Below are 19086 nucleotides of genomic sequence, written 5' to 3'. Positions count from 1 at the left end.
GAAGAAAGCCGTGCAAGGCATGCGTTTCATGCCGGTGAGCGCGTTATACCAGATCTTGGATCTCTCCCGTGTTTGGGTCATTGCAGACTTTTTCGAGCGCGACATCGCACTGGTGACGTCAGGTGCCAAGGCCAAAGGTCAAAATTAGCCTCATCCCGATAAGCTATTCCCGAAGGCAACATTGACCTATGTCTATCCGATCCTAAACTTCGAGACCCGCACGGTACCGGTTCGGATTTGAATTATCCAACCCAAGGCACAATGCTCAAGCCCGGGATGATCGCCCGCCTTGAGTTAAGAGTCGGGCTAGTGGCGCGTAGTCACCTTGCCGGTCACGGCGGTGATTGGTAGTGGTACTCGTCAGATCGTCCTCGTCCAGGAGTTGAAGGCCGCTATGAGCCGCGAGAGGTCAACCTCGGCGCACGGCGATGACTGTGTCGAGGTCCTAGCGGCGTGGAAGGATATAGCGAAACCCGGCAGGTGATCGTGGCCAATTTTCTGATCGATGCCGGAGTTAATTGAAGGCGGCGATAGGCGACCGGCCACGCCGCGCACAGTGGACGGCAAGACAGCGTCGGCGCAGGCAACGGAAACCGGAACCAATGGGCAAGCAGGCCACCGGGCAGAAGAGATTCCGTGGAAGCATTGATGCGGGGGCCGCACTTGGTGAGCATCCGCCGCACGGACCGGTGGAAAGTCTCAAATGGCCAGCCATGACCATGGAGTTCAAGTTGCCAAACGCGGCGCTGCGAGAAGACCACTAGGCGAGGGCGCTAAAAGTTGGCTTTGAGTTTGTCGAACGTCAGCCCGGCGAATGGGTCAACGTTACAGCGGTCAAACCGGTGGCGTCCGCCGAGGAGTCCGGCGCCCGGTCGCGGCAGTTACGCACGCTGCTCGGTGGCCGACGGGAGAGCACCGCTACCCAACATCATCGACTAGTCGGGCAAGAATCGCTTTCAGGTTCTGCTCGCCACCCTGTTCGTCACCCCTCGGCGGTATTTGCCGGCCTGCGAGAACACCTATCTTCCCGGCTGACGCATTGCCCGACCTCTCCGACGTGCAGGTCATCGTCTACACTGAGTACCCCGGTCAGGCTACGCGTGGTAGAAGATCAAGTCACCTCATCCCCATGACCACGTCCAAGCTCTCCCAAGCAGAAATCCGAGGTGGTTCGGGGATTTCTCGTTCTTCGGCAGTCTTTCGGTCTACATCATCTTCGCGGACGAGGTACCGAGCATCTACTGGGCACGCTCGCGTGTGCTGGAATATGGATCTTGCGTCGAGCCGCCTGCCCAAGGGGTTACGCCCTCGCTCGGGCCGGACGCCACCAGCGTTGGCTGGGTCTGCCGGTACGCGCTGCTGGCAAGGGACCAGACGCTAGCAGAACTGCGTACCCATCCAGGACTGGTACGTACGTTACCAGCTGACCAAGGCGCACGGTGTCGCCGGAGGTGGCCTCCATCGGCGGCTGTTTCCAAACTATCATTGGGGGTTACCGTCCGACCCGGTAGAAGTTGCGGGCCAGCAACATCCCCTTGATGAAGGTCGCTCAGGTCATCCGCGATTCCAATCGATGTCGGCGCCCGGGTTGTGGAGATGGCCGAGACAGGAGCATGGTGCGCGGCGAAGGCTATCTACGCGGCAGGGCCACATCGAATTGCTGGTTGTCGGGTGACAAAGGCGCCCCTGTGCTGATTCGCGCCGGCAACGCGGGTGGACCACGCGCCGGACGAGGGGCGCAGCCCGGACCGAAACTCAATGGTGAAGGGAAGTCGTGTGGGTATTGCCATGGCACGCTGTCGTCAGAATGCCTGAAGTCATCCACAACCTGAAAGCCAAGATCGCCAGAATTAGTCCCGGTCTTCCCGATGGAGTGACCGTTTAGACGGTCTGTGACCGCCTGAACGTCATTCACCGTGCCATCGACACATTCTTGCCAGCTCACTGCTGGAAGAATCGGTCATCGTCGCATTGGTTAGCTTTGTGTTCCTGCTGCATGTGCGTAGCGCCTTGGTCGCTATCCTGATGTTGCCCGGGCATACTCATCTCCTTCATCGCCATGCGCCTGCTCGGCATCGAACTCCAATCATGAGCCTTGGTGGCATTGCCATCGCTATCGGCGCCATGATCGGCGCGGCCATCGTCATGCATTGAAAACGCCCACAAGCATCTGGAACGCTTGCCCGAGCGGGCATTCTGACAGCGATCGTGTTACCGCCATGCTTGTGGCGTGCAAAGAAGTCGGGCCGAAGCGCGTTGTTTTTCGCTGCTCATTATCACCGTCTGATTCCTGCCGGTCTAGCCTCCGGGGTCCGAAGGAAGGCTGTTTTCGCCACTCGCATACACGAAGACCTTTTCCATGGCCGGTGCAGCCATCCTCTCGGTAACCTTGGTGCCGGTGCTGATGATGATGTCATCCGCGGCAAGATCGCGCCGGCAGCGGGAATCCGGTTAATCGCTTTCTGATCTGGGTCTATCGACCGATCTTGCCGGAGTGATGCGCTGGAAGAAAATGACCATCATCGCCGCCTTGGTGGTTTTGTGGCGTGTCAGATCTACCCCTGCCTCCAAGCCGGTCCCGAGTTCATGCCGACGCTCAACGCGGATCACGTCTCTGCATGCCAGCCTCCGCTGCCGGGTATGTCGATCACCAAGGCTGCGGAACTGATGCAGACCCAGAACAAAATCATCAAGAGCTTTCCGGAAGTGACATCCGTCTACGGCAAGGCCGGTCGTGCCAACACGGCAACGGATCCGGCACCAACCGAGATGTTTTGAAACGGTGGTCAACCTCAGCCCGGAATCCGAGTGGCGACACGCGCTTGACCACCGACAAGCTGATTGCGGAGCTCGACTAAGGCGCTGCAATTCCCCGGTGTCGCGGAATGCGTGGACCATGCCGATAAAGGCCCGCATCGGATATGCGTGTCAACGGGTATTCGCACGCCGATCGGTATCGAGTCTTCGGCAAGGACCTCGCTGAAATGGAGAAGCTGGCCAAGAAATCGAGGCCGTGGTAGAAGGGCTGTTCTCGCACCACCAGCGCCTTTGCGCAGACCGCATCACTGGCGGCTTCTATCTCAGCATCAAACCGGACCGTGAACAACTTGCCCCGCTATGGGCTTGCCGTGGACGACCTGCAAGGCGTATTGGCACAGCACTGGGGGGTGAAATGAGTGACCACCACGATCGAAGGTCGCGAGCGATTCGGCGTGACCATCCGCTATCCGCGCGCAGCTGCGCGCCGATCCTGCAGCAGATTGCCCCGCGAGGTGCTGAGTACCGACGATGGATGGCGCCATGATCCCCTTGGGACACTTGTTCAAAGTTGTTGTCGCCAAGGGGCGCCGGTATCCGACCGAGAATGCGTTGCTGTCCGCCTACATCTACGTGGACATCCGCCACCGCGACATCGGCGGCGCGTCGCCGACGCCGACGCGAGGCGGTGGCGGAGCAAGATCAAATTCCGTCCTGGCTATTACGTCACCGGTGGTAGTTCGATTGCATGGACCGGGCCATCGGGACGGTGAATCGTCATTCCGGTGACGCTGTTATCGATCTTTCTGCTGCTCTATCTCAACTTCAAGCGCATAACAGAAACGCTGATTGTGATGCTTTCGGTACCCTTTGCGCTGATCGGGCGGGGGTGTGTAGTGGTTGATGTGGGTTTTGAACTACAACCTCTCAGTAGCAGTGCGGTCGGCTTTATTGCACTCCTGGGGGTGGCGGCGGACACCGTGGTTTGTGCTGATTTACCTCGATCGCCGCTTTGGGAGGCAGTCAAGGAAAAAGCCGGCGTCGCCGGGCGCACGATGAGTGTCACTAACCTCTACGAAGCCGTCATGGAGGGCGCCATCGAGCGCGTGCGACCGAATATTTTTTTTTTTTGGGTGGTGGGGTGGTGGCCCGATGACCGGTGGTGGCAATCATGGCGCAGGCCTCCGCCAATCGTGTGGGGAACGGGTGCTGGTTCGGAAGTAATGAGCCTATCGCGGCGCCCATGGGTGAGGCGGCACTGACTTCTTTGAGCCGTGCTCACGCTCGCTGTGATTCCCGCAATTTACGCGCTGGTCAAGCAATGGCGCCTTAAGCGGGAGTATCGGAATGCTAACCGTCGCTAATTGGTGAAATATTTGGGGCATGCGCTTGCAAATCCCCCAAAAATGGGATATATTCCCATTTCAAAAGTCGAATCGCTTATAGATCGTGGTCCGAATCGCGTGCGATCTTTCTCTTGCTGCTGCATTGCGTGGTATCGCGCCGTGGTCGAGTTGATGTTGCGTGAGGGGGTGACCTATCCCCGCTTCTCGCCAACGCCTCAAGACGACGTTTCGGGAGTCAGCAACCGGCCTTCTCGAAGAGTTCGGCGCGGGGTCGAAGCTGATCGCATCAAGTACCTTGGCGGGCATTCACCGCAAGATGTACGCGAGTGGCGCTCGGTCGCTAGCCTCCGCCCCGGCTGAAACCCTCGGCGCGGCCAAGGGTGTCTCCACCCGTTGGGCGAATGATCCGGAATATTGCGACAAGAAAGGGCGGCCACGGGTGCTGGATCGCGCCGGTGGCCCGGCTCGTTTGAGGCACTGGCGGTCTCGTATCGAATGACGTCCACCGCACGTTGTTGCAGGAATTGATTATGCCTTGGCGTGCGCAACGCGCGCGAGGCCAGCCGCGAATGGGGAAAACGACAAAGTCGGCCGTGTCCTGAGCGGCCCTTTTTGGCCTGCCAGGGACCCGCTGAATTGTTGCGGTTGTTCTTCCGATAACGTCGGCGATCATCTTGCCGCAGCGGTACTTCTCGACGGACAGCGGTACCCCCGATGCTCGAGGAGCAGAGCGTGTTTGCCGATAACCTGCGCCCGGAATCAGTTGTCGCCTGAACAAATTGGCCCGTCAAATCTGGTCAGGCACTTTGGCCAGGTAGAAATTGTCGTCAAAAGACGCCACCGTCGCGCTGAGTGATCGATACCGGGGGGGCCAGTCCGACGCCGAATCAACGCATCCAATCCGCATGTCTTATTATCACGGTCCTAATCTCGAACCTAGTTCAGTTCGCCGTCTTTGAATTCCTGAGGAGCCTCAAATGTCCACTTATTCCTTTGCGCAAATCCGAATCATCATCGCGATGGTCGTGACGTTGTTGCTGGCGGCCGCCTGTGGCGGAGGCGGCGGGGATAGCGCCACCGCTGGCGTCGGTTCCGGTGGCACGGCTCATCAGCGGCATGGTCACCAAAGCCCCTGGTGGGCGTAATGGCACGATGGCTGGCTTTGCCAAAATCAGCAACGGTCAACTGGAAGCGCACCCCGGTGGCGCGGCAACGACCGGCGCCAATGGCAACTTCACCATGTTCATCGGTACACGCCGGCGCCGTCATGTTACGGTGTGAGCGGCGGAAGCTACGGTGGACGGAAGCCACGGGCGCAACGATGGCCATGGCATCAGGTAACGAAGTGATGACCGCCATCATGCTGCCGGTTCATGCTGGTTTGCAAACAGCACTGGTATCCGGTGACGCCGGGTCACCGCCATGGCGCAAACGCTGGCGCACCGCGATGGCGGGCGGCGTGACGGACGCGATTATTGCAACGGCGAATACCGCCATGGGTAACTATTTCTCGGTGAACGACATCCTGCACGTTCCACCGATCAATACCTCGGTGGCGGGTTCGGGCGCCGCGTAGGCCGGGATGCCAGGGCTACGGTAGTGACGCTGGGGCGATGTCGAAGCCGCAGACCCTTGTCCCGATTCCACCTCGGCCATGGTCACCGCACTAATGAATTGATGCCTCGGACGGAATGATGGATGGCAAGGCCGGCGGCACCCGTGCAAATGGGTGGCGTCGGCGGCATGGCGGGTGGATGATGCCGTCAAACGGGGAACGACGGGATGGGTGCCGCCATGGAATGCCTTCATGAACTCCGGCGCAAAAACCGATCCGGCATCATGACGGCCGCGCCTGCGGAACAAGGCTGGATGGGTCGGGCGTCCAGATCCTCAGTGGCGCCACCGCAGCAATGCGACGGTGAGTGGAACCGTGTTCAACGGACCCGTAGGGCGATGCAACCGTGTCGGGCCCTCGCGATCAACAATGGCGCGATGGGCGCGCAGATCGCCAGCGTCACCACCGATAGCCGAGGCAACTTCGCCCTTTCGCTGGGCACCTACACCGGCCCCGTGATGCCGCAGATGAGCGGCGCAAGCGTTACATCGATGCGGCAACCCGGACAATCAAGGATGATGGCGGCAAACGCAATTGCTGAGCGCCTGCTGCCGACCGTAGCCCAGCGGGGCGAATGTGACCGGTATCTGGATCACTCCGCTCCCACGGCCATGGCGCAGGGCCGGGCGCTGGGCAGTGAGCGGCGGGTATGACGGACGCCAACATCGTCGCGGCGAACATGGCCATGGGCAACTACTTCCTGGTCAACGATATCCTGCCACCGGGCCCATGAATCCCGGGCGGTATCGGTTTCTGTGCCGGTGCGAGCCAGCGGATCAGCGCAACTATGGCATGGCGCTGGCCGCCATGTCGCAATACGCCAAGTCATTCAATGTGTCGGTCTCCTCCGTCTCTCTGCACGGCGATGAGAACGACGCGTTCGATGGCGTCATGGACGGCAAAAGGGACCACGCGCAGATTGCGTGTCGATGGGCGGGATGATGGGGACAAGCTTAGATGCAGGCAAATGCCGGCACCAGGTGGCACCGCGACAGCGATGACCGGATTCGTCAATTCCGCCGCAAACATGTCAGCCCTGACGATCGCGGACATGGCGGACTGATGCAAAGGCTAACGGCTCCAATGGCAACATTTGATGCCCTGGCATTTGGGGCACGGAAACCATGGAGATAACATCATGCGACCCAACGACGCGACGCAGTTTGAGCTGATTGACCCCGTAGCGGAGCGTCGATCAACACCGCAGCGTCGCCGCACTACTGTGTGCGCGGCGGGGCGCTGTTCTACTTCAGCTGGGCGAGGCGTGCCGTGCGCGTTTCATGGCACAGTCCGTTAAAAATCGTCGTCATCGACTTGCCGGCACATGACGAATCCACACCCGTTCCGGCGCGTGCCGGTTCGTCGAGGTTCGTGAAGAACCAGGTCGCCGGTCGATGGCGGAAGGTGCCTTGGAGCCCTGGCGGCAAACATCAACATCGGGCGCATGTCGGATGGCGCGGGCAGATTGGCTTGTGGTTCCTCGCGGCGTGAGCGCCGTCATGCCGCGCGAGACGGGAGCGACGAAACCATAGGCTCCATCATTGCACGATCTCCGCCGATCATCCCAAAATGCCTGAGAGGGGGAACGCTTCAAGCTGGTGGTCAAGATACGCACAGGCGCGATTCGATGGCATCCGACGCGATCCCGAATGCGCAAGGAGGAGAGTTTCGCGAGAATATCCAGCGCGGCGGAAGCGACCTTATAGCGATGTGGTGGCATTACCTATCGGTGACAGATTTCTCTCGGCCCAACAAAGAAGAAAGGCGGGATCCATTCCAATATCGCCCTCCTGGTCAGTCACGCGTCCCGCGAACTTTGCGTTTTGCGCAGGAAGAACTGAGTGTTTTACCCAATCGTCTGGCGCTTCGCCGATCACGGAATCAAGCGTGCGCGCGTCTTCAAATAAATCGAGGAATGAATGAGATCTGCCCATTGATGAAGAACGCCGCGCAAGCTGACCGGATTGGCCACGCTCGGCCTGTTGGGCTAACCGGTTTCGGCAGCGGCGGCGGCGGCACAACAACGCGGGGCCATTACCGGTAGCAGCGCGCAATCAACTGGCACCTCGGGCGCAACAGCCTCAGGCTTCCTGACTCACAATATCCAAAACAATTCAGCCCGCCCAGAGCTAGATCTCCTAAAGGCAGCACTTCCACACACTGCTGGCCAATGACCAATGGCCTTCGCTTTTTGATCCGTCTCGCGCGCGGCGGCCACGCTCGACCTCACCTTCAGAACCCAAGGTTTACTTAAACCACCAACATTCATGGCACAAGTTGTCTGGCACAAGTAAGCCATCTCACCTAACAGTGGTCTTTCCGCCCCACCCACTCGCTACACCTTCCCAGTCAACCAGAGCGTCCGAACCTATTGGTAACAACCCATCCCTGGGACTGGCGCGCCAGTCGTCTTCCGGACTCGCGGGAATCTTGATCATCCAGACGGCAACTTACGCCGCGCGCAGACTGCCGACCAGTGTGCGCTGACGATTACTCTGCGTGCTCGCGACAAGCGCTTGAACAATGGCGCGTGAACTGCTTTAAATAATGCCAGCCGCCATCGATTTCATGACCGGCTTTCGTCGGCAATAACCATTCCATTCAAACCGGCTGTCCAGTCGATTTCAGCCAGTTAGGCCCCGATCAACCGCTTGGCGCTACTCAGAATGCGTCCAAGTGCGTCCTGAATCCGGCGCTGGCTGACAGCCGCAATTTTAGGTTGATTGGTACCGACGGCGGCTTAATGCCAGCACCTGTCGTGGTGACCAGCCTGCTGCTCGCGCCGGGCGAACGCGCGGAGATATTGCTGGACCTGCGCGGCGATGCCGGAAAATCGATCCGGTTCGTCAGTGCGGCGTTCGCGCTATCGGGCGGCATGATGGGCGGAGGCATGATGGGTACGGCGCCACCGCAAGGCAGCGCCTTCGACGTAATGACCTTCGTTGTCTCAACCGCCGCGCCGCCAGTGCGGCACGATCCTGAATGTCTTTCCGACATCGTCCGGCCCGATCCGGCGGCGGCAATAACGTCGCACATTCGAACTGACCGAAATGGGTGGCATGAGCGGCGGCCTGCATCGCATCAATGGTCTTGGTCTGCGATAGCGCGCATCGATTTCGTCGCCCGGCGCGGCGATCTGGAGCGCTGGCACTTGTAAACCGCGGCGGTGAGCCGCACCCGATGCACGTGCATGGCACGCAATTTCAGGTGGTGTCGCGCGATGGCGTGGCCGGCAACCGCTTGCCGACCGACCTCGGCTGGAAGGACACGGTGCTGGTGCGCCCCATGGAAACGGTCGAGATCGTGCTGCGTTTCGCCGTTGCCGGCAATTACGTTCTTCATTGCCACAACCTCGAACACGAGGACGACGGCATGATGCTGAATTTTGACGTGGTGTAATGTGTTGCGATTACATGGGATTGCGCTGAACCAATGTAGGAGCAGGTCAATAATTTCGGCAACAATGTTGCCCAGCCACCTCGATATCCCGCATTGAATTCGCGAATAAGCGTGTTTTTCATTGCCTTATTTTTCCGATTGGGCGGGTGTACGAAGCCCCTGATCTCACGTTTTTGGGACCATCGTTCGATCTACCGCACACCGAAACCGACCAACTGTTTGGCCCAACCCAACTTGTGGCAACGAAAAGCCAATATGGATGGACACGGCATGTCCTCCGCCTCATTGATAACGAGTCCCGAAAGATAGCCGCAGCATCTAAAGAGTGAGCGGAGTCGCTCGAACAGCGCCACAATAGCCTTCAAGCGAAAAAACGCAATCAGATCAAGGCAACATATATATTTACCAGACTAGTTATCCGCAGTCACCGCGTTCGCCGGCACTGCAGCCCAAAAAGATCCTAGCCGCTTCGCCACGATTTCGCACTTCTAACTTCTTGTATAACCTTCTAATCTTACTGTGTTATAAAAAACAAGCTATTATGCGCGCATCTTTAACCAACCTGTCAAGGCGAAGATGGACGCGAAAATGGAAAGGTTCGAGGAGTACGTGTCGATGATTGCGGGTCAGCTTGGGCATGCGGATCGGGTGGAACCGTTTCGCGGCTACTGCGCCGGGCTGATGCTGCCCGGCGAACGCAAGAGCGTCGAGCCCATGGCGGCGCGGGTAGCGCCGATGGCCGTGCGCTCGACCCACCAACGGCTGCATCATTTCGTGGCGGATGCGGCATGGTCGGATGCGGCAGTGTTGGGGGCGGTGCGTAGTCACGTGCTTGGTGCGGCGGGCAAGCGGTTCGGCGCTCCCGAGGTACTCATCATTGACGACACCGGCTTTCCCAAGAAGGGCACCCACTCGGTGGGGGTGGCGCGACAATATTGCGGCCCGTTGGGCAAGCAGGATAACTGCCAGGTGGCCGTCAGCTTGTCGTTGGCCAACGAACGCTACAGCATACCGGTGGGTTATCAGTTGTACCTGCCGAAGAACTGGAGCGTGGACGTTAAGCGGCGCAAGCAGGGTAAAGTGCCTGTCGAGATCGCGTTCGCGACCAAGCCTGCGATTGCACTGCGCTTGATCGATGAAGCGCTGCGGACGGGGGCCTCGCCGGTGACCGTCGTCGCGGATGCCGGCTACGGCATCGACACCGCCTTTCGGGATCAGCTCAGCGCCCGCAAATTGCCCTATGTCGTTGGCATTACCAAGGCCGTCAGCTTGTGGCCTGAAGGTAGCGCCCCTTTGCCGCCCGCCCGCTGGTCCGGTCAAGGGCGCAAGCCAAAGTTGCTGCGGCGCGACGCGCTGCACCAACCGGTTTCGGTCAAAGCACTGGCCAAGGCGCTTACTCCACGCCAATGGAAGAAGGTCACTTGGCGGGAAGGCACGAATCAGGCGTTGACATCGCGCTTTGCCGCGGTGCGCGTGCGCGGTGCTTACCGCGACCATTGGCGCAGCGAACTGCGCGCGGAAGAATGGCTGCTCATTGAATGGCCCAAGGGCGACGCGGAGCCGATCAAGTACTTTCTGTCCACGCTGCCGGCGCGCACCTCGACCCAGGAACTGGTGCGGGTGGCGAAACTGCGGTGGCGCATCGAGCGCGATTATCAAGAACTCAAGCAAGAGTTCGGGCTCGACCATTATGAAGGGCGCGGTTGGCGCGGGTTCCATCACCATGCCACGCTCTGTATCGCGGCATACGGCTACCTTCTTGCCGAGCGCCTCGCGCATCCAAAAAAAACTGTGCAACATCCGTTCCTGGGCGAGATCCCTGCCGTACCCAAAGACTTCCGGCCGCGCGGCTCCCCTCCGGTGCCAGTGCCACGTGCCGGATTCGATCACGACACTACGCCTCGAACTCGCCGCCGCGCTGATCGCACGACTTCCGCGATGTCCTTGCCGTGGGAAACGAAGTGACTTTTTATTAACACAGTAAGACTAGCACTATCCCTCACGGATACCTCCTTCATGCCGGTTACGTTACCGATCTCTTTGTGGAGCTTGCCTCGTGCAATAAGCGATAGGAGATTAACTTCACGTTCATTGAGCTGACCCAATTTAGACAGCTCCGGCGCACTATATAGAACTTTGGTCGGTACGAAATCCAACCCACTCAAAATGGCATCGACTGCTTTGAGCATTGTCGGGGTATCGTAATTTTTCTTGATAAAGCTTGTCGCGCCATGGTCGATTGCCGTGCGAATCGTCGTGCAATCGCTGTGCCCGCTGAGCGCTACTGTCTTGCCTGCTTGTGAGGCGACGCACAAGTCGATCAGTCTTGCCACGCGCCATGCATGGTTGTGGATGCTCGTCATGCTGGCCGGTGCGCTGCTTTGGTATGTGGTGAAGCCGTATCCTTTTCTGCCGAGTTTTGTATTTACGGCGACGATGGTGGGGCTCGTCATTGTCGCGTACCTGGTCGATCACTCACACCTTGATATCAAACGAGGCCGGAAGCCGCTGGTGGCATCGCGCTTTGTGCTGCTTTGGCTTCCCCTGCTTTTGTGGGCCATCAGCATCGTTATCTTCACTCGTTCCGAGATCAAATGGGGCACGATGACGGAGCTCATGCGACACGTCATCATGTACCACGGCGAGTTCCTGACGTTCCTGTTGTCGCTGGCGTTTATCGACGCCTGGTTCCTCATTCCGCTGGTGCTATTCGGGGAACACGGCTTTGCGAGTGCCGTGAAGATCACGCTGCCGTGGATCATCCAGCCCGTTCACTTTTTCTTGTTCGTGAAAATCACGCTGATTTTCCTGGTCGCGGACGGTGTCGCGATGTTGACGGGCGGCGTCGTGCTTCCCTTCGTCCTGGCGGTGTTTGCGGCGTTTTTATACTGTGCGTACCGTGATGTGTTTGGCCACCGCGACAAAAATGCGGAGGAAGCCACTGCAGTTGCTGTGCGGCGAGAATTACCCAGTAGTGTGCATGGCTGAGGACCCAGCCAAGCGCGGGCGTTTTGATCCAATAGGTGCATGGATATTTAGCACCAGTAAGCGCAACAGGATGCCCGAGAGTTTGGGCTTCGAGCGTATGGGTTACGGCGCGAAATAGGTTTCGTATCCTTTTCGCTACCCATGGACGATGCCCTCAATAGCGCCATGGCGAGTAACGCGGCCGGTGGTACTCCGGGCGGACTGATTAAGGTGACTGCTTCGTTGAAATTGAGACCATTCTTGCGCCGATAAGCGAGCATTCGCTTACCAGTCGTCTTGGCTTCTGGGAACGGGGTGCCCGACGATTTTTTGAACCGTCACTTTCTCAACTTTCGATTGGCTGGAGATGACTCTTCGTTGGGATGACATGCACAGGCTTCTCCATGCGCTGCGGCGACCAATTCTTGCAGAATGCCGCACTCAGCGGTCGAATGGTGGGAGTCGCAGCGAGCGCGCAAGACTTCAAGCTGCTTCTCGAGCGCGCGCATGGATTTCAATCGGGCCTTAACCCGTTTGAGTTGTTCTTCAACGATGGCGTCGACATCTTTGCAGTCTTGTCTCGGTCGCATAGTGAAATCGACCAGCAAGCGTATCTCTGCGAGTGGCATATCTAGTGCCCGGCAATGGCGAATGAAAGACAGGCGCTCCAGTTCGCTTTGACCATAGGTGCGATAACCGTTTTCCCGCCTGTCGGGTGCCGCTATCAGCCCTTCGCGTTCGTAAAAACGAATCGTGTCGACGGGCGTATTGGTCAATTTGGCGACTTCTCCGATTTTCATTTTTTTGAGCCCGTAAATTAGCGCTTGACCGGGGTGGCTCCAGGTGTCAAATGCATCATATGCACAACTCCAGAGAATCTCAATGAGCGCCGAATGCCCTGATTCCGCTTGCTGCGCACCACAACCTGATTCACAGGCAAAAGCGCCATTGCCTTTGCCTGCCGGGTCGAAAACGCTGCGGCTAAAAATCCAGAAAATGGACTGCCCGGCCGAGGAAACCCTGATCCGCAAGGCAATCAATGGCCTGCCGGGAGTAGTGGGCCTGGAATTTGATCTCATCAATCGCGTACTGACCATCAATCACAATCTGACTGATTCCGGTTCGATTGACGCCACGCTCACGGGCATCGGTATGGCTGGCGTCCCACTGTCGCACGGTGTGAAATGGACACAACGGCTGGCGCCATTGACGAACATGGGTCCGGCGACATCTCACGACGTCAATGGATGTTGATGGCGATTGCCGGAGTCGCCGCCATCGGTTCCGAAGTCGTCGCCTATGCAACCGGAAACGAAACTTCGCTTGCGGTAGGCGTTCTGGCGCTTATTGCCATTTTCACGGGCGGTCTGGAGACATTGAAAAAGGGCTGGATCGCGCTCAGTACGTTTACGCTCAACATCAACCTGTTGATGTCGGTGGCCGTGTTTGGCGCAGTGGCCATTGGACAGTGGCCGGAGGCGGCCGTGGTGATCTGGCTGTTCGGCGTGGCCGAGATGATCGAGGCTGTGAGCCTCGATCGCGCCCGCAATGCAATTCGCGGCCTGATCGCGCATGCGCCCGAGACTGCCTTTGCGCAAATGCCGGATGGTACGTGGGGCGAGCAGCCGGCGAAACAGATCGCGATCGGGCAGATTGTGCGTGCACGGCCGGGCGAACGCATCGCGCTGGATGGCGTGGTCGTGTCCGGGAACTCGGATGTCAACCAAGCGCCCATTACCGGCGAAAGCATGCCGGTTACCAAGGGCGCGGGTGACCAGCTGTTTGCCGGCACGCTAAATGTCCATGGTGTACTAGAGTATCAGGTGACCGCTGCCAAGGGCGAGACCACGCTCGATCGCATCGCCCGCTCCATCCAGGCCGCACAATCCCAGCGGGCACCGACGCAGCGGTTCGTCGATAAATTTGCGAGTGTGTATACGCCGACGGTTTTCGTCTTTGCGCTGCTGGTGGCGCTTGTGCCGCCGCTGGCATTCGGCATGGACTGGTACACCTGGATTTATCGCGCGCTGGTGTTGCTGGTCATCGCCTGCCCGTGCGCGCTGGTGATCTCGACCCCGGTGACCATCGTCAGCGGAATGGCGCGAGCGGCGCGGCGGGGAATACTGATCAAAGGTGGCGCCTATCTTGAGGGCGGTCGCAATTTGAAGTCGATCGCGCTCGACAAGACCGGCACCATCACCCACGGCAAGCCCGCACTCACCGATGTGCTGCCCATGAACAGTATCACGGCCGACGAGGCGCTGCGGATTGCCGCCAGCCTCGACGCGCAGTCGCAGCATCCCGTCGCAACCGCCATCGTCGCCGGGTACGCCGGCACGCTTGCGGTCGTGGAGAATTTCGCGGCGATGCCCGGACGCGGCGTAAAGGGAACCATTGCCGGCGTCGAATACCATCTGGGCAACCACCGCCTGATCGAGGACATTGAACGATGCTCGCCGGCCGTCGAGGTCGCCCTGGACCGGCTGGAGATGGACGCACGCACGGCCGTCGTCCTGACCAACGAACACGAAGCGCTCGCAGTATTCGGCGTGGCGGATACGATTCGCGAATCCAGCAAGGTCGCCATCGCCGAACTGAAGGCGTTGGGCGTGCAGACCGTCATGCTCACCGGCGACAACGTCAAGACCGCGGCGGCGGTGGCCCGGCAAGTGGGTATCGAGGACGCGCGCGGCGAGCTGCTGCCCGACGACAAACTGGCGGCGATCACCGCCTTGCTGGAACGCGGGCCGGTCGGCATGGTGGGTGATGGCGTCAACGATGCGCCGGCACTGGCGCGCTCTAGTATCGGTTTCGCGATGGGCGCGGTCGGCACCGACACCGCCATCGAAACCGCCGATGTGGCGCTGATGCAGGATGACCTGCGCAAGTTGCCGGAGTTCATCCGGCTGTCGCGGTGCACATCGCGAGTGCTTTGGCAAAATATCGCGCTCGCTTTGGGTATCAAGGCGGTCGTTCTTGTCCTGACACTGGCCGGACACGGCACGCTGTGGATGGCGGTGTTTGCCGATGCCGGTGCGAGCCTCATCGTGGTCGCCAATGGCCTGCGCTTGTTGCGGGGCGCCAACCATGCATGACCGCGTATGTGAGTGGCGCATGGTGGCGGGCGATTGTCGCGAGTTCGATTTGGCCGTCGCCAGGAAATTGAGTTGTTGCGGCCCATCGGACCTATCTGGCACAATCGGCTTTGACATGGATCATTTTTTATGTCTTCCTGCTGATACAATCGTGCGCGCCATGAAACGCTTTTTCGCCTTCCTGCTGATGCTGGTGCTGCCACTGCAGTTTTCATTTGCGGCGGCGTCCGCCTATTGCCGGGGCATGAGCAGGGCGTCGCGGCAAGGCATGCGGGGCATCATCAGCACCAGCATCTGAAGGATGCGGTGGAATTGACGGGCGACCAGAAATCGCCAAGTGAAATACCCAGTGCGCAGCATGCCGACTGTGGGCAATGTCACGCTGCTTGCGCGACGATGCCGGCGGCACCCGCCCATTCGCAGCCTGTTGCTGTTTCAGGCGCGCACTATTCCCCCGCGATTTCCTTCCCACCGGATTTCTTTCCGGATTCGCTCGACCGTCCACCCCTCGCCGTCCGCGCCTGACGGCGCGGCGGCATCCGATCTTTCCTGAAACATCGGCCATGCCCGCCGCGTGGCGGAACTTTGTGTTCCGCATTCGTGCGGTCCCGCATATGCGGACCGCGCCAGTTCAACGCATCCACGAGCGGGTCATATGCATTTCCGATATCGATTTATTTCAAGACGACGCGCGCATGCGGGCGGTTTCGCTGGCGTATTCGCGGGCATATTCCTTGTCGCGATGGTTTGTCACGCCACCGCTTCACATGCAATTACACCAGGTGAATTGCCGGCACCGCGGCAAGCCGGTCAAGGCAATGTCGAGCCGCACAAACCGATCTCGCTGAGCGACGTGTTGGCGCTGACGCGCCAGCATAACCGCGAGCTGGCGGCATCGGCGCGGGAACTGGACGCGGCCGGCGCAAGCGCCCAGCAATCGGCAATCCTGCCAAATCCCGAACTGAGCGCGGCATGGGAGGAAGTCGGCAAGCCAACGCGCTCGACATCACTACAGGTCAGCCAGCTGATCGAGCTGGGCGGCAAACGCGGGGCACGGATTCGCGCGGCGGAACTCGGCCGCGATGCCGCCAGCGCCGAATACCACGCGAAGCGGATCGATTTGCTTACCCGCGCCGCGCAGTCGTTCACGGATTTGCTCGCCACGCAGCGGCGCATGGCGCTGTCGGAGCGCGCTGTCGTGCTGGCGCGCCAGGCGGCCGACGCGGTCGCGAGGCGGGTTGCCGCCGGAAAAGTTTCACCGGTGGAAGAAACCAAGGCGCGGCTGGAGGCAGGCGCCGCCCGCATTGAGGCGGAACAGGCCGCCCGCGAACTGGCAGGCGCGCGCCGACGCCTGTCCGCGTTCTGGGGCAACGCGACGCCGCGATTTGCCGAGGCCGCCGGTGACCTCGAATCGCTGGTGGCCGTCCCGCCGCTGGAACAGCTCGCGCAGCGCGCACAAACGAGCCCGGAATTTGCGCGTGCCGTGGCGGAAGTGGGCCGGCGCGAAGCACTGCTCGATGGCGAACGCGCCAAACGCATTCCCGACCTGACCCTTGGCGCGGGCGTGAAGCGCACGCACGATACGCGCGAAAACCTTCCCCTGGTGACGCTCTCCATCCCGTTGCCCCTGTTCGATCGCAATCAGGGGAATGTTCTCGAAGCATTGCGCCGCGTCGACAAGGCGCGCGACGAGCAGGTGTTTGCACAGACGCGCCTGCAATCGGAGCTCGGACAGAGCTACGAGCGCATGCGGGCCGTCGAAATGGAAGTCAACACCCTGCGCGATGAATTGTTGCCTGCCGCGAATAGTGCGTTCGAGGCGGCGGGCAAAGGCTATGAACTCGGCAAGTTCGGCTATCTCGATGCGCTCGATGCGCAGCGAACGCTGTTCCAGACCAATCAGCAGTATGTGAAGGCGCTGGCGGAATACCACCGCAACATCGCCGAGCTCGAACGGCTGGTGGGCGGCCCACTCAATGCCGATCGCGCCCATCTCTTTAACCGATAACGGAAGTGTCCATCATGATTCGCAAACAGAAAATCACCGTCGCGGCAATCATCCTGGTTGGGCTCGCCACCAGCGCCCTGATTCTCGGCACGGGGCGCGCCAAGCCATCCATCGACGAACATGGCCATGACGCGAAGACGGCGCATGCGCCCGCCGCATCGGTCGACGGAAAACCCGGTGAACGTGCCGGCGATCACGAGGCCGCCAAGGGGCCGCATGGCGGAAAGTTGTTTGTCTTCGGCGACTTCGGCTTGGAGGTCACCATTTTCGAACAGGTTGGCGAGCCGGAATTTCGGCTCTATCCCTTGCTCAAGGGCAAGCCGCTCGATCCGGCCGGCATCAAGGTATCGCTTGCCGTCGAGCGGCTCGGACGCAAGGCGGAGCCCTTCGCGTTCACGGCCGAGAAGGACTATCTGAAAGCCAGCGCGGCGGTGGAGGAACCGCATTCGTTCAAGGTAATGATCGCGGTACAGCAGGGCGGCAGCACGCACCGGTTCGCTTATTCGCAGGAAGAAGCGCGCACCGAGATGAGCGACGAGCAGGTCGCAAAATCCGGCATCGAGATCAGGACGGCGGGTCCCGCCCGCATCAATTCCACGCTGCAACTCATGGGTGAAATCAAACTCAATGCCGACCGCACGGTGCTGATCGTGCCCAGGCTTGCCGGCGTGGTGGAATCGGTAAGGGCCAATGCCGGGGATCGGGTCAGGAAAGGACAGGTGCTGGCGATTCTGTCCAGTCAGGCGCTGGCCGACCAGCGCGGTGAATTTCTGGCGATGCGAAAACGCCTGGCCCTGGCGCGAACCACCTTTGATCGCGAGAAGAAACTGTGGGAACAAAAAATAAGCGCGGAACAAGACTATTTGCAGGCGCGCAATGCCATGAACGAAGCCGAGATCGCCGCGCAGGGCGCGGAGCAGAAACTTGCGTCATTGGGGGGCATTCCCGTCGGCGATGACCACAATCTGACGCGCCATGAAATTCGCGCGCCGATCGACGGCACCATTATCGAGAAACGCATTTCGGCTGGCGAGGCAATCAAGGACGACGCCAATATCTTTACTGTGGCGGACCTGTCGAACGTATGGGCGGAGATGACCATTCACGCCAAGGACCTGAACGTCGTGCGGGTTGGTCAGAAAGTCAACGTCAAGGCGCCGGAGTTGGACGGCCAGTCGAGCGGCGTGGTCTCGTATGTGGGCGCAATGGCGGGCGAGCAAACCCGCGCCGCCAAGGCGCGCGTGGTTTTACCGAACCCGAAAGGCGCATGGCGCCCCGGATTGCCGGTCAGCATCGAATTGGTCGCCACCGAAGTGCAAGTGCCGGTGGCGGTTTCGGTGGATGCGATCCAAAGCTCCGCGATTGGTCGGTTGTGTTCGGCCGCTATGGCAATGCATTCGAAGCGCGGCCCCTGCAACCGGGCGGACCGACGGCAAGCTCGTCGAAGTCACCAAGGGGTTGGAGGCCGGCGAAAAATACGCGGCACGGAACAGCTTCGTCGTCAAGGCGGACATCGGCAAAGCCGGCGCCAGCCACGACCATTGAGGAACCGGACATGAAACAGATTACTGCCATCATCCAGCCGCACATGCTGGAAAAAGTCGAGCACGCGCTGCACGAGTTGAAGCATTTTCCCGGCTACACCGTGCTGCGCGGGCACGGCGAAAGTCGCGGCCGTGATTCCGGCCACGCCCATCACGCCACGGAATGGGGCCTGGGTGGCCATAACCACGCAGTGCTACTGATCGTGAGCCCGGATGAACTCGCCGCCGGGATCGCCGAGACGATTCGCTCGCATGCCCGCACCGGCCTGCGGGGCGACGGGCTAATCACCATTTCGCCCATCGACGAGGTGATCCGCATTCGCACCGACGAGCACGGCGACGCCGCACTTTAGCC

The 19086-nt window shown here is 60.0% G+C and carries 16 protein-coding genes and 4 pseudogenes; 18 read left to right on the top strand and 2 right to left on the bottom strand.

The window, feature by feature from the left end; translation table 11 throughout:
- Together IPP88_14115 and IPP88_14110 are read left to right on the top strand one after the other, a co-directional pair.
- Positions 1-432 (top strand): annotated as a pseudogene (locus IPP88_14115) (efflux RND transporter periplasmic adaptor subunit).
- 170 nt (positions 433-602) lie between these two features.
- On the top strand, positions 603-764 hold the full coding sequence (locus IPP88_14110) for a copper-binding protein (GenBank protein MBL0123800.1): 162 nt from the start codon (positions 603-605) through the stop codon (positions 762-764).
- 1177 nt (positions 765-1941) lie between these two features.
- Here the strand turns inward: IPP88_14110 and IPP88_14105 are convergent.
- The gene (locus IPP88_14105) at positions 1942-2151 is read right to left on the bottom strand and encodes a hypothetical protein (GenBank protein MBL0123799.1); all 210 of its coding nucleotides are present in this window, start codon (positions 2149-2151) and stop codon (positions 1942-1944) included.
- A 435-nt stretch (positions 2152-2586) separates the two neighbouring features.
- On the opposite strand from IPP88_14105, the gene IPP88_14100 reads away from it, so the two are divergent.
- From IPP88_14100 to IPP88_14050, 11 genes and pseudogenes are all read left to right on the top strand, one after another.
- Entirely contained in the window at positions 2587-2778 is a 192-nt protein-coding gene (locus IPP88_14100) for a hypothetical protein (protein MBL0123798.1), read from the top strand.
- A 522-nt stretch (positions 2779-3300) separates the two neighbouring features.
- On the top strand, positions 3301-3546 hold the full coding sequence (locus tag IPP88_14095; GenBank protein MBL0123797.1) for a hypothetical protein: 246 nt from the start codon (positions 3301-3303) through the stop codon (positions 3544-3546).
- A complete protein-coding gene (locus tag IPP88_14090) occupies positions 3543-4019 on the top strand; it encodes a hypothetical protein (protein MBL0123796.1) in 477 nt (158 codons plus the stop codon). Before IPP88_14095 ends, IPP88_14090 begins: the two co-directional genes overlap by 4 nt.
- 1061 nt (positions 4020-5080) lie before the next feature.
- The gene (locus IPP88_14085) at positions 5081-5248 is read left to right on the top strand and encodes a hypothetical protein (protein ID MBL0123795.1); all 168 of its coding nucleotides are present in this window, start codon (positions 5081-5083) and stop codon (positions 5246-5248) included.
- Positions 5249-5424: 176 nt separating this feature from the next.
- Positions 5425-5679, top strand: coding sequence for a hypothetical protein (locus tag IPP88_14080; protein ID MBL0123794.1), 255 nt, complete (start codon positions 5425-5427; stop codon positions 5677-5679).
- A 377-nt stretch (positions 5680-6056) separates the two neighbouring features.
- Positions 6057-6371 carry a hypothetical protein gene (locus tag IPP88_14075; protein ID MBL0123793.1) on the top strand — a complete coding sequence of 105 codons (315 nt, stop codon included), beginning with the start codon at positions 6057-6059 and terminating at the stop codon, positions 6369-6371.
- A 76-nt stretch (positions 6372-6447) separates the two neighbouring features.
- Positions 6448-6660, top strand: coding sequence for a hypothetical protein (locus IPP88_14070; GenBank protein ID MBL0123792.1), 213 nt, complete (start codon positions 6448-6450; stop codon positions 6658-6660).
- Between the two features lie 1801 nt (positions 6661-8461).
- Positions 8462-8875: a hypothetical protein gene (locus tag IPP88_14065; protein MBL0123791.1), complete on the top strand. Its 414-nt coding sequence runs from the start codon at positions 8462-8464 to the stop codon at positions 8873-8875.
- Positions 8803-9117, top strand: coding sequence for a multicopper oxidase domain-containing protein (locus IPP88_14060; protein MBL0123790.1), 315 nt, complete (start codon positions 8803-8805; stop codon positions 9115-9117). The genes IPP88_14065 and IPP88_14060 overlap by 73 nt, the downstream gene beginning before the upstream one ends.
- 576 nt (positions 9118-9693) lie before the next feature.
- Positions 9694-10974, top strand: a pseudogene (locus tag IPP88_14055) (IS701 family transposase).
- 354 nt (positions 10975-11328) lie between these two features.
- Positions 11329-12105, top strand: coding sequence for a hypothetical protein (locus IPP88_14050; GenBank protein ID MBL0123789.1), 777 nt, complete (start codon positions 11329-11331; stop codon positions 12103-12105).
- A gap of 317 nt (positions 12106-12422) precedes the next feature.
- Here IPP88_14050 and IPP88_14045 read toward each other — a convergent pair whose 3' ends face one another.
- Positions 12423-12884, bottom strand: coding sequence for a Cd(II)/Pb(II)-responsive transcriptional regulator (locus IPP88_14045; protein MBL0123788.1), 462 nt, complete (start codon positions 12882-12884; stop codon positions 12423-12425).
- An 82-nt stretch (positions 12885-12966) separates the two neighbouring features.
- Between IPP88_14045 and cadA the strand changes: the two are divergent.
- From cadA to IPP88_14020, 5 genes and pseudogenes are all read left to right on the top strand, one after another.
- A pseudogene (cadA, locus tag IPP88_14040) lies at positions 12967-15179 on the top strand (cadmium-translocating P-type ATPase).
- A 160-nt stretch (positions 15180-15339) separates the two neighbouring features.
- The gene (locus IPP88_14035; protein ID MBL0123787.1) at positions 15340-15477 is read left to right on the top strand and encodes a hypothetical protein; all 138 of its coding nucleotides are present in this window, start codon (positions 15340-15342) and stop codon (positions 15475-15477) included.
- A 357-nt stretch (positions 15478-15834) separates the two neighbouring features.
- The gene (locus IPP88_14030; GenBank protein ID MBL0123786.1) at positions 15835-17187 is read left to right on the top strand and encodes a TolC family protein; all 1353 of its coding nucleotides are present in this window, start codon (positions 15835-15837) and stop codon (positions 17185-17187) included.
- A gap of 14 nt (positions 17188-17201) precedes the next feature.
- A pseudogene (locus IPP88_14025) lies at positions 17202-18732 on the top strand (efflux RND transporter periplasmic adaptor subunit).
- 10 nt (positions 18733-18742) lie between these two features.
- Positions 18743-19084 (top strand): P-II family nitrogen regulator, encoded by a 342-nt coding sequence (locus IPP88_14020; protein MBL0123785.1) that lies wholly within the window; start codon positions 18743-18745, stop codon positions 19082-19084.
- Positions 19085-19086: the final 2 nt, after the last annotated feature.

The sequence above is a fragment of the Betaproteobacteria bacterium genome (assembly GCA_016720925.1).
Lineage (GTDB): Bacteria > Pseudomonadota > Gammaproteobacteria > Burkholderiales > Usitatibacteraceae > UKL13-2.
Note: the sequence above shows the minus strand (reverse complement) of the source record. Positions and strands in the feature narration are given on the sequence as shown.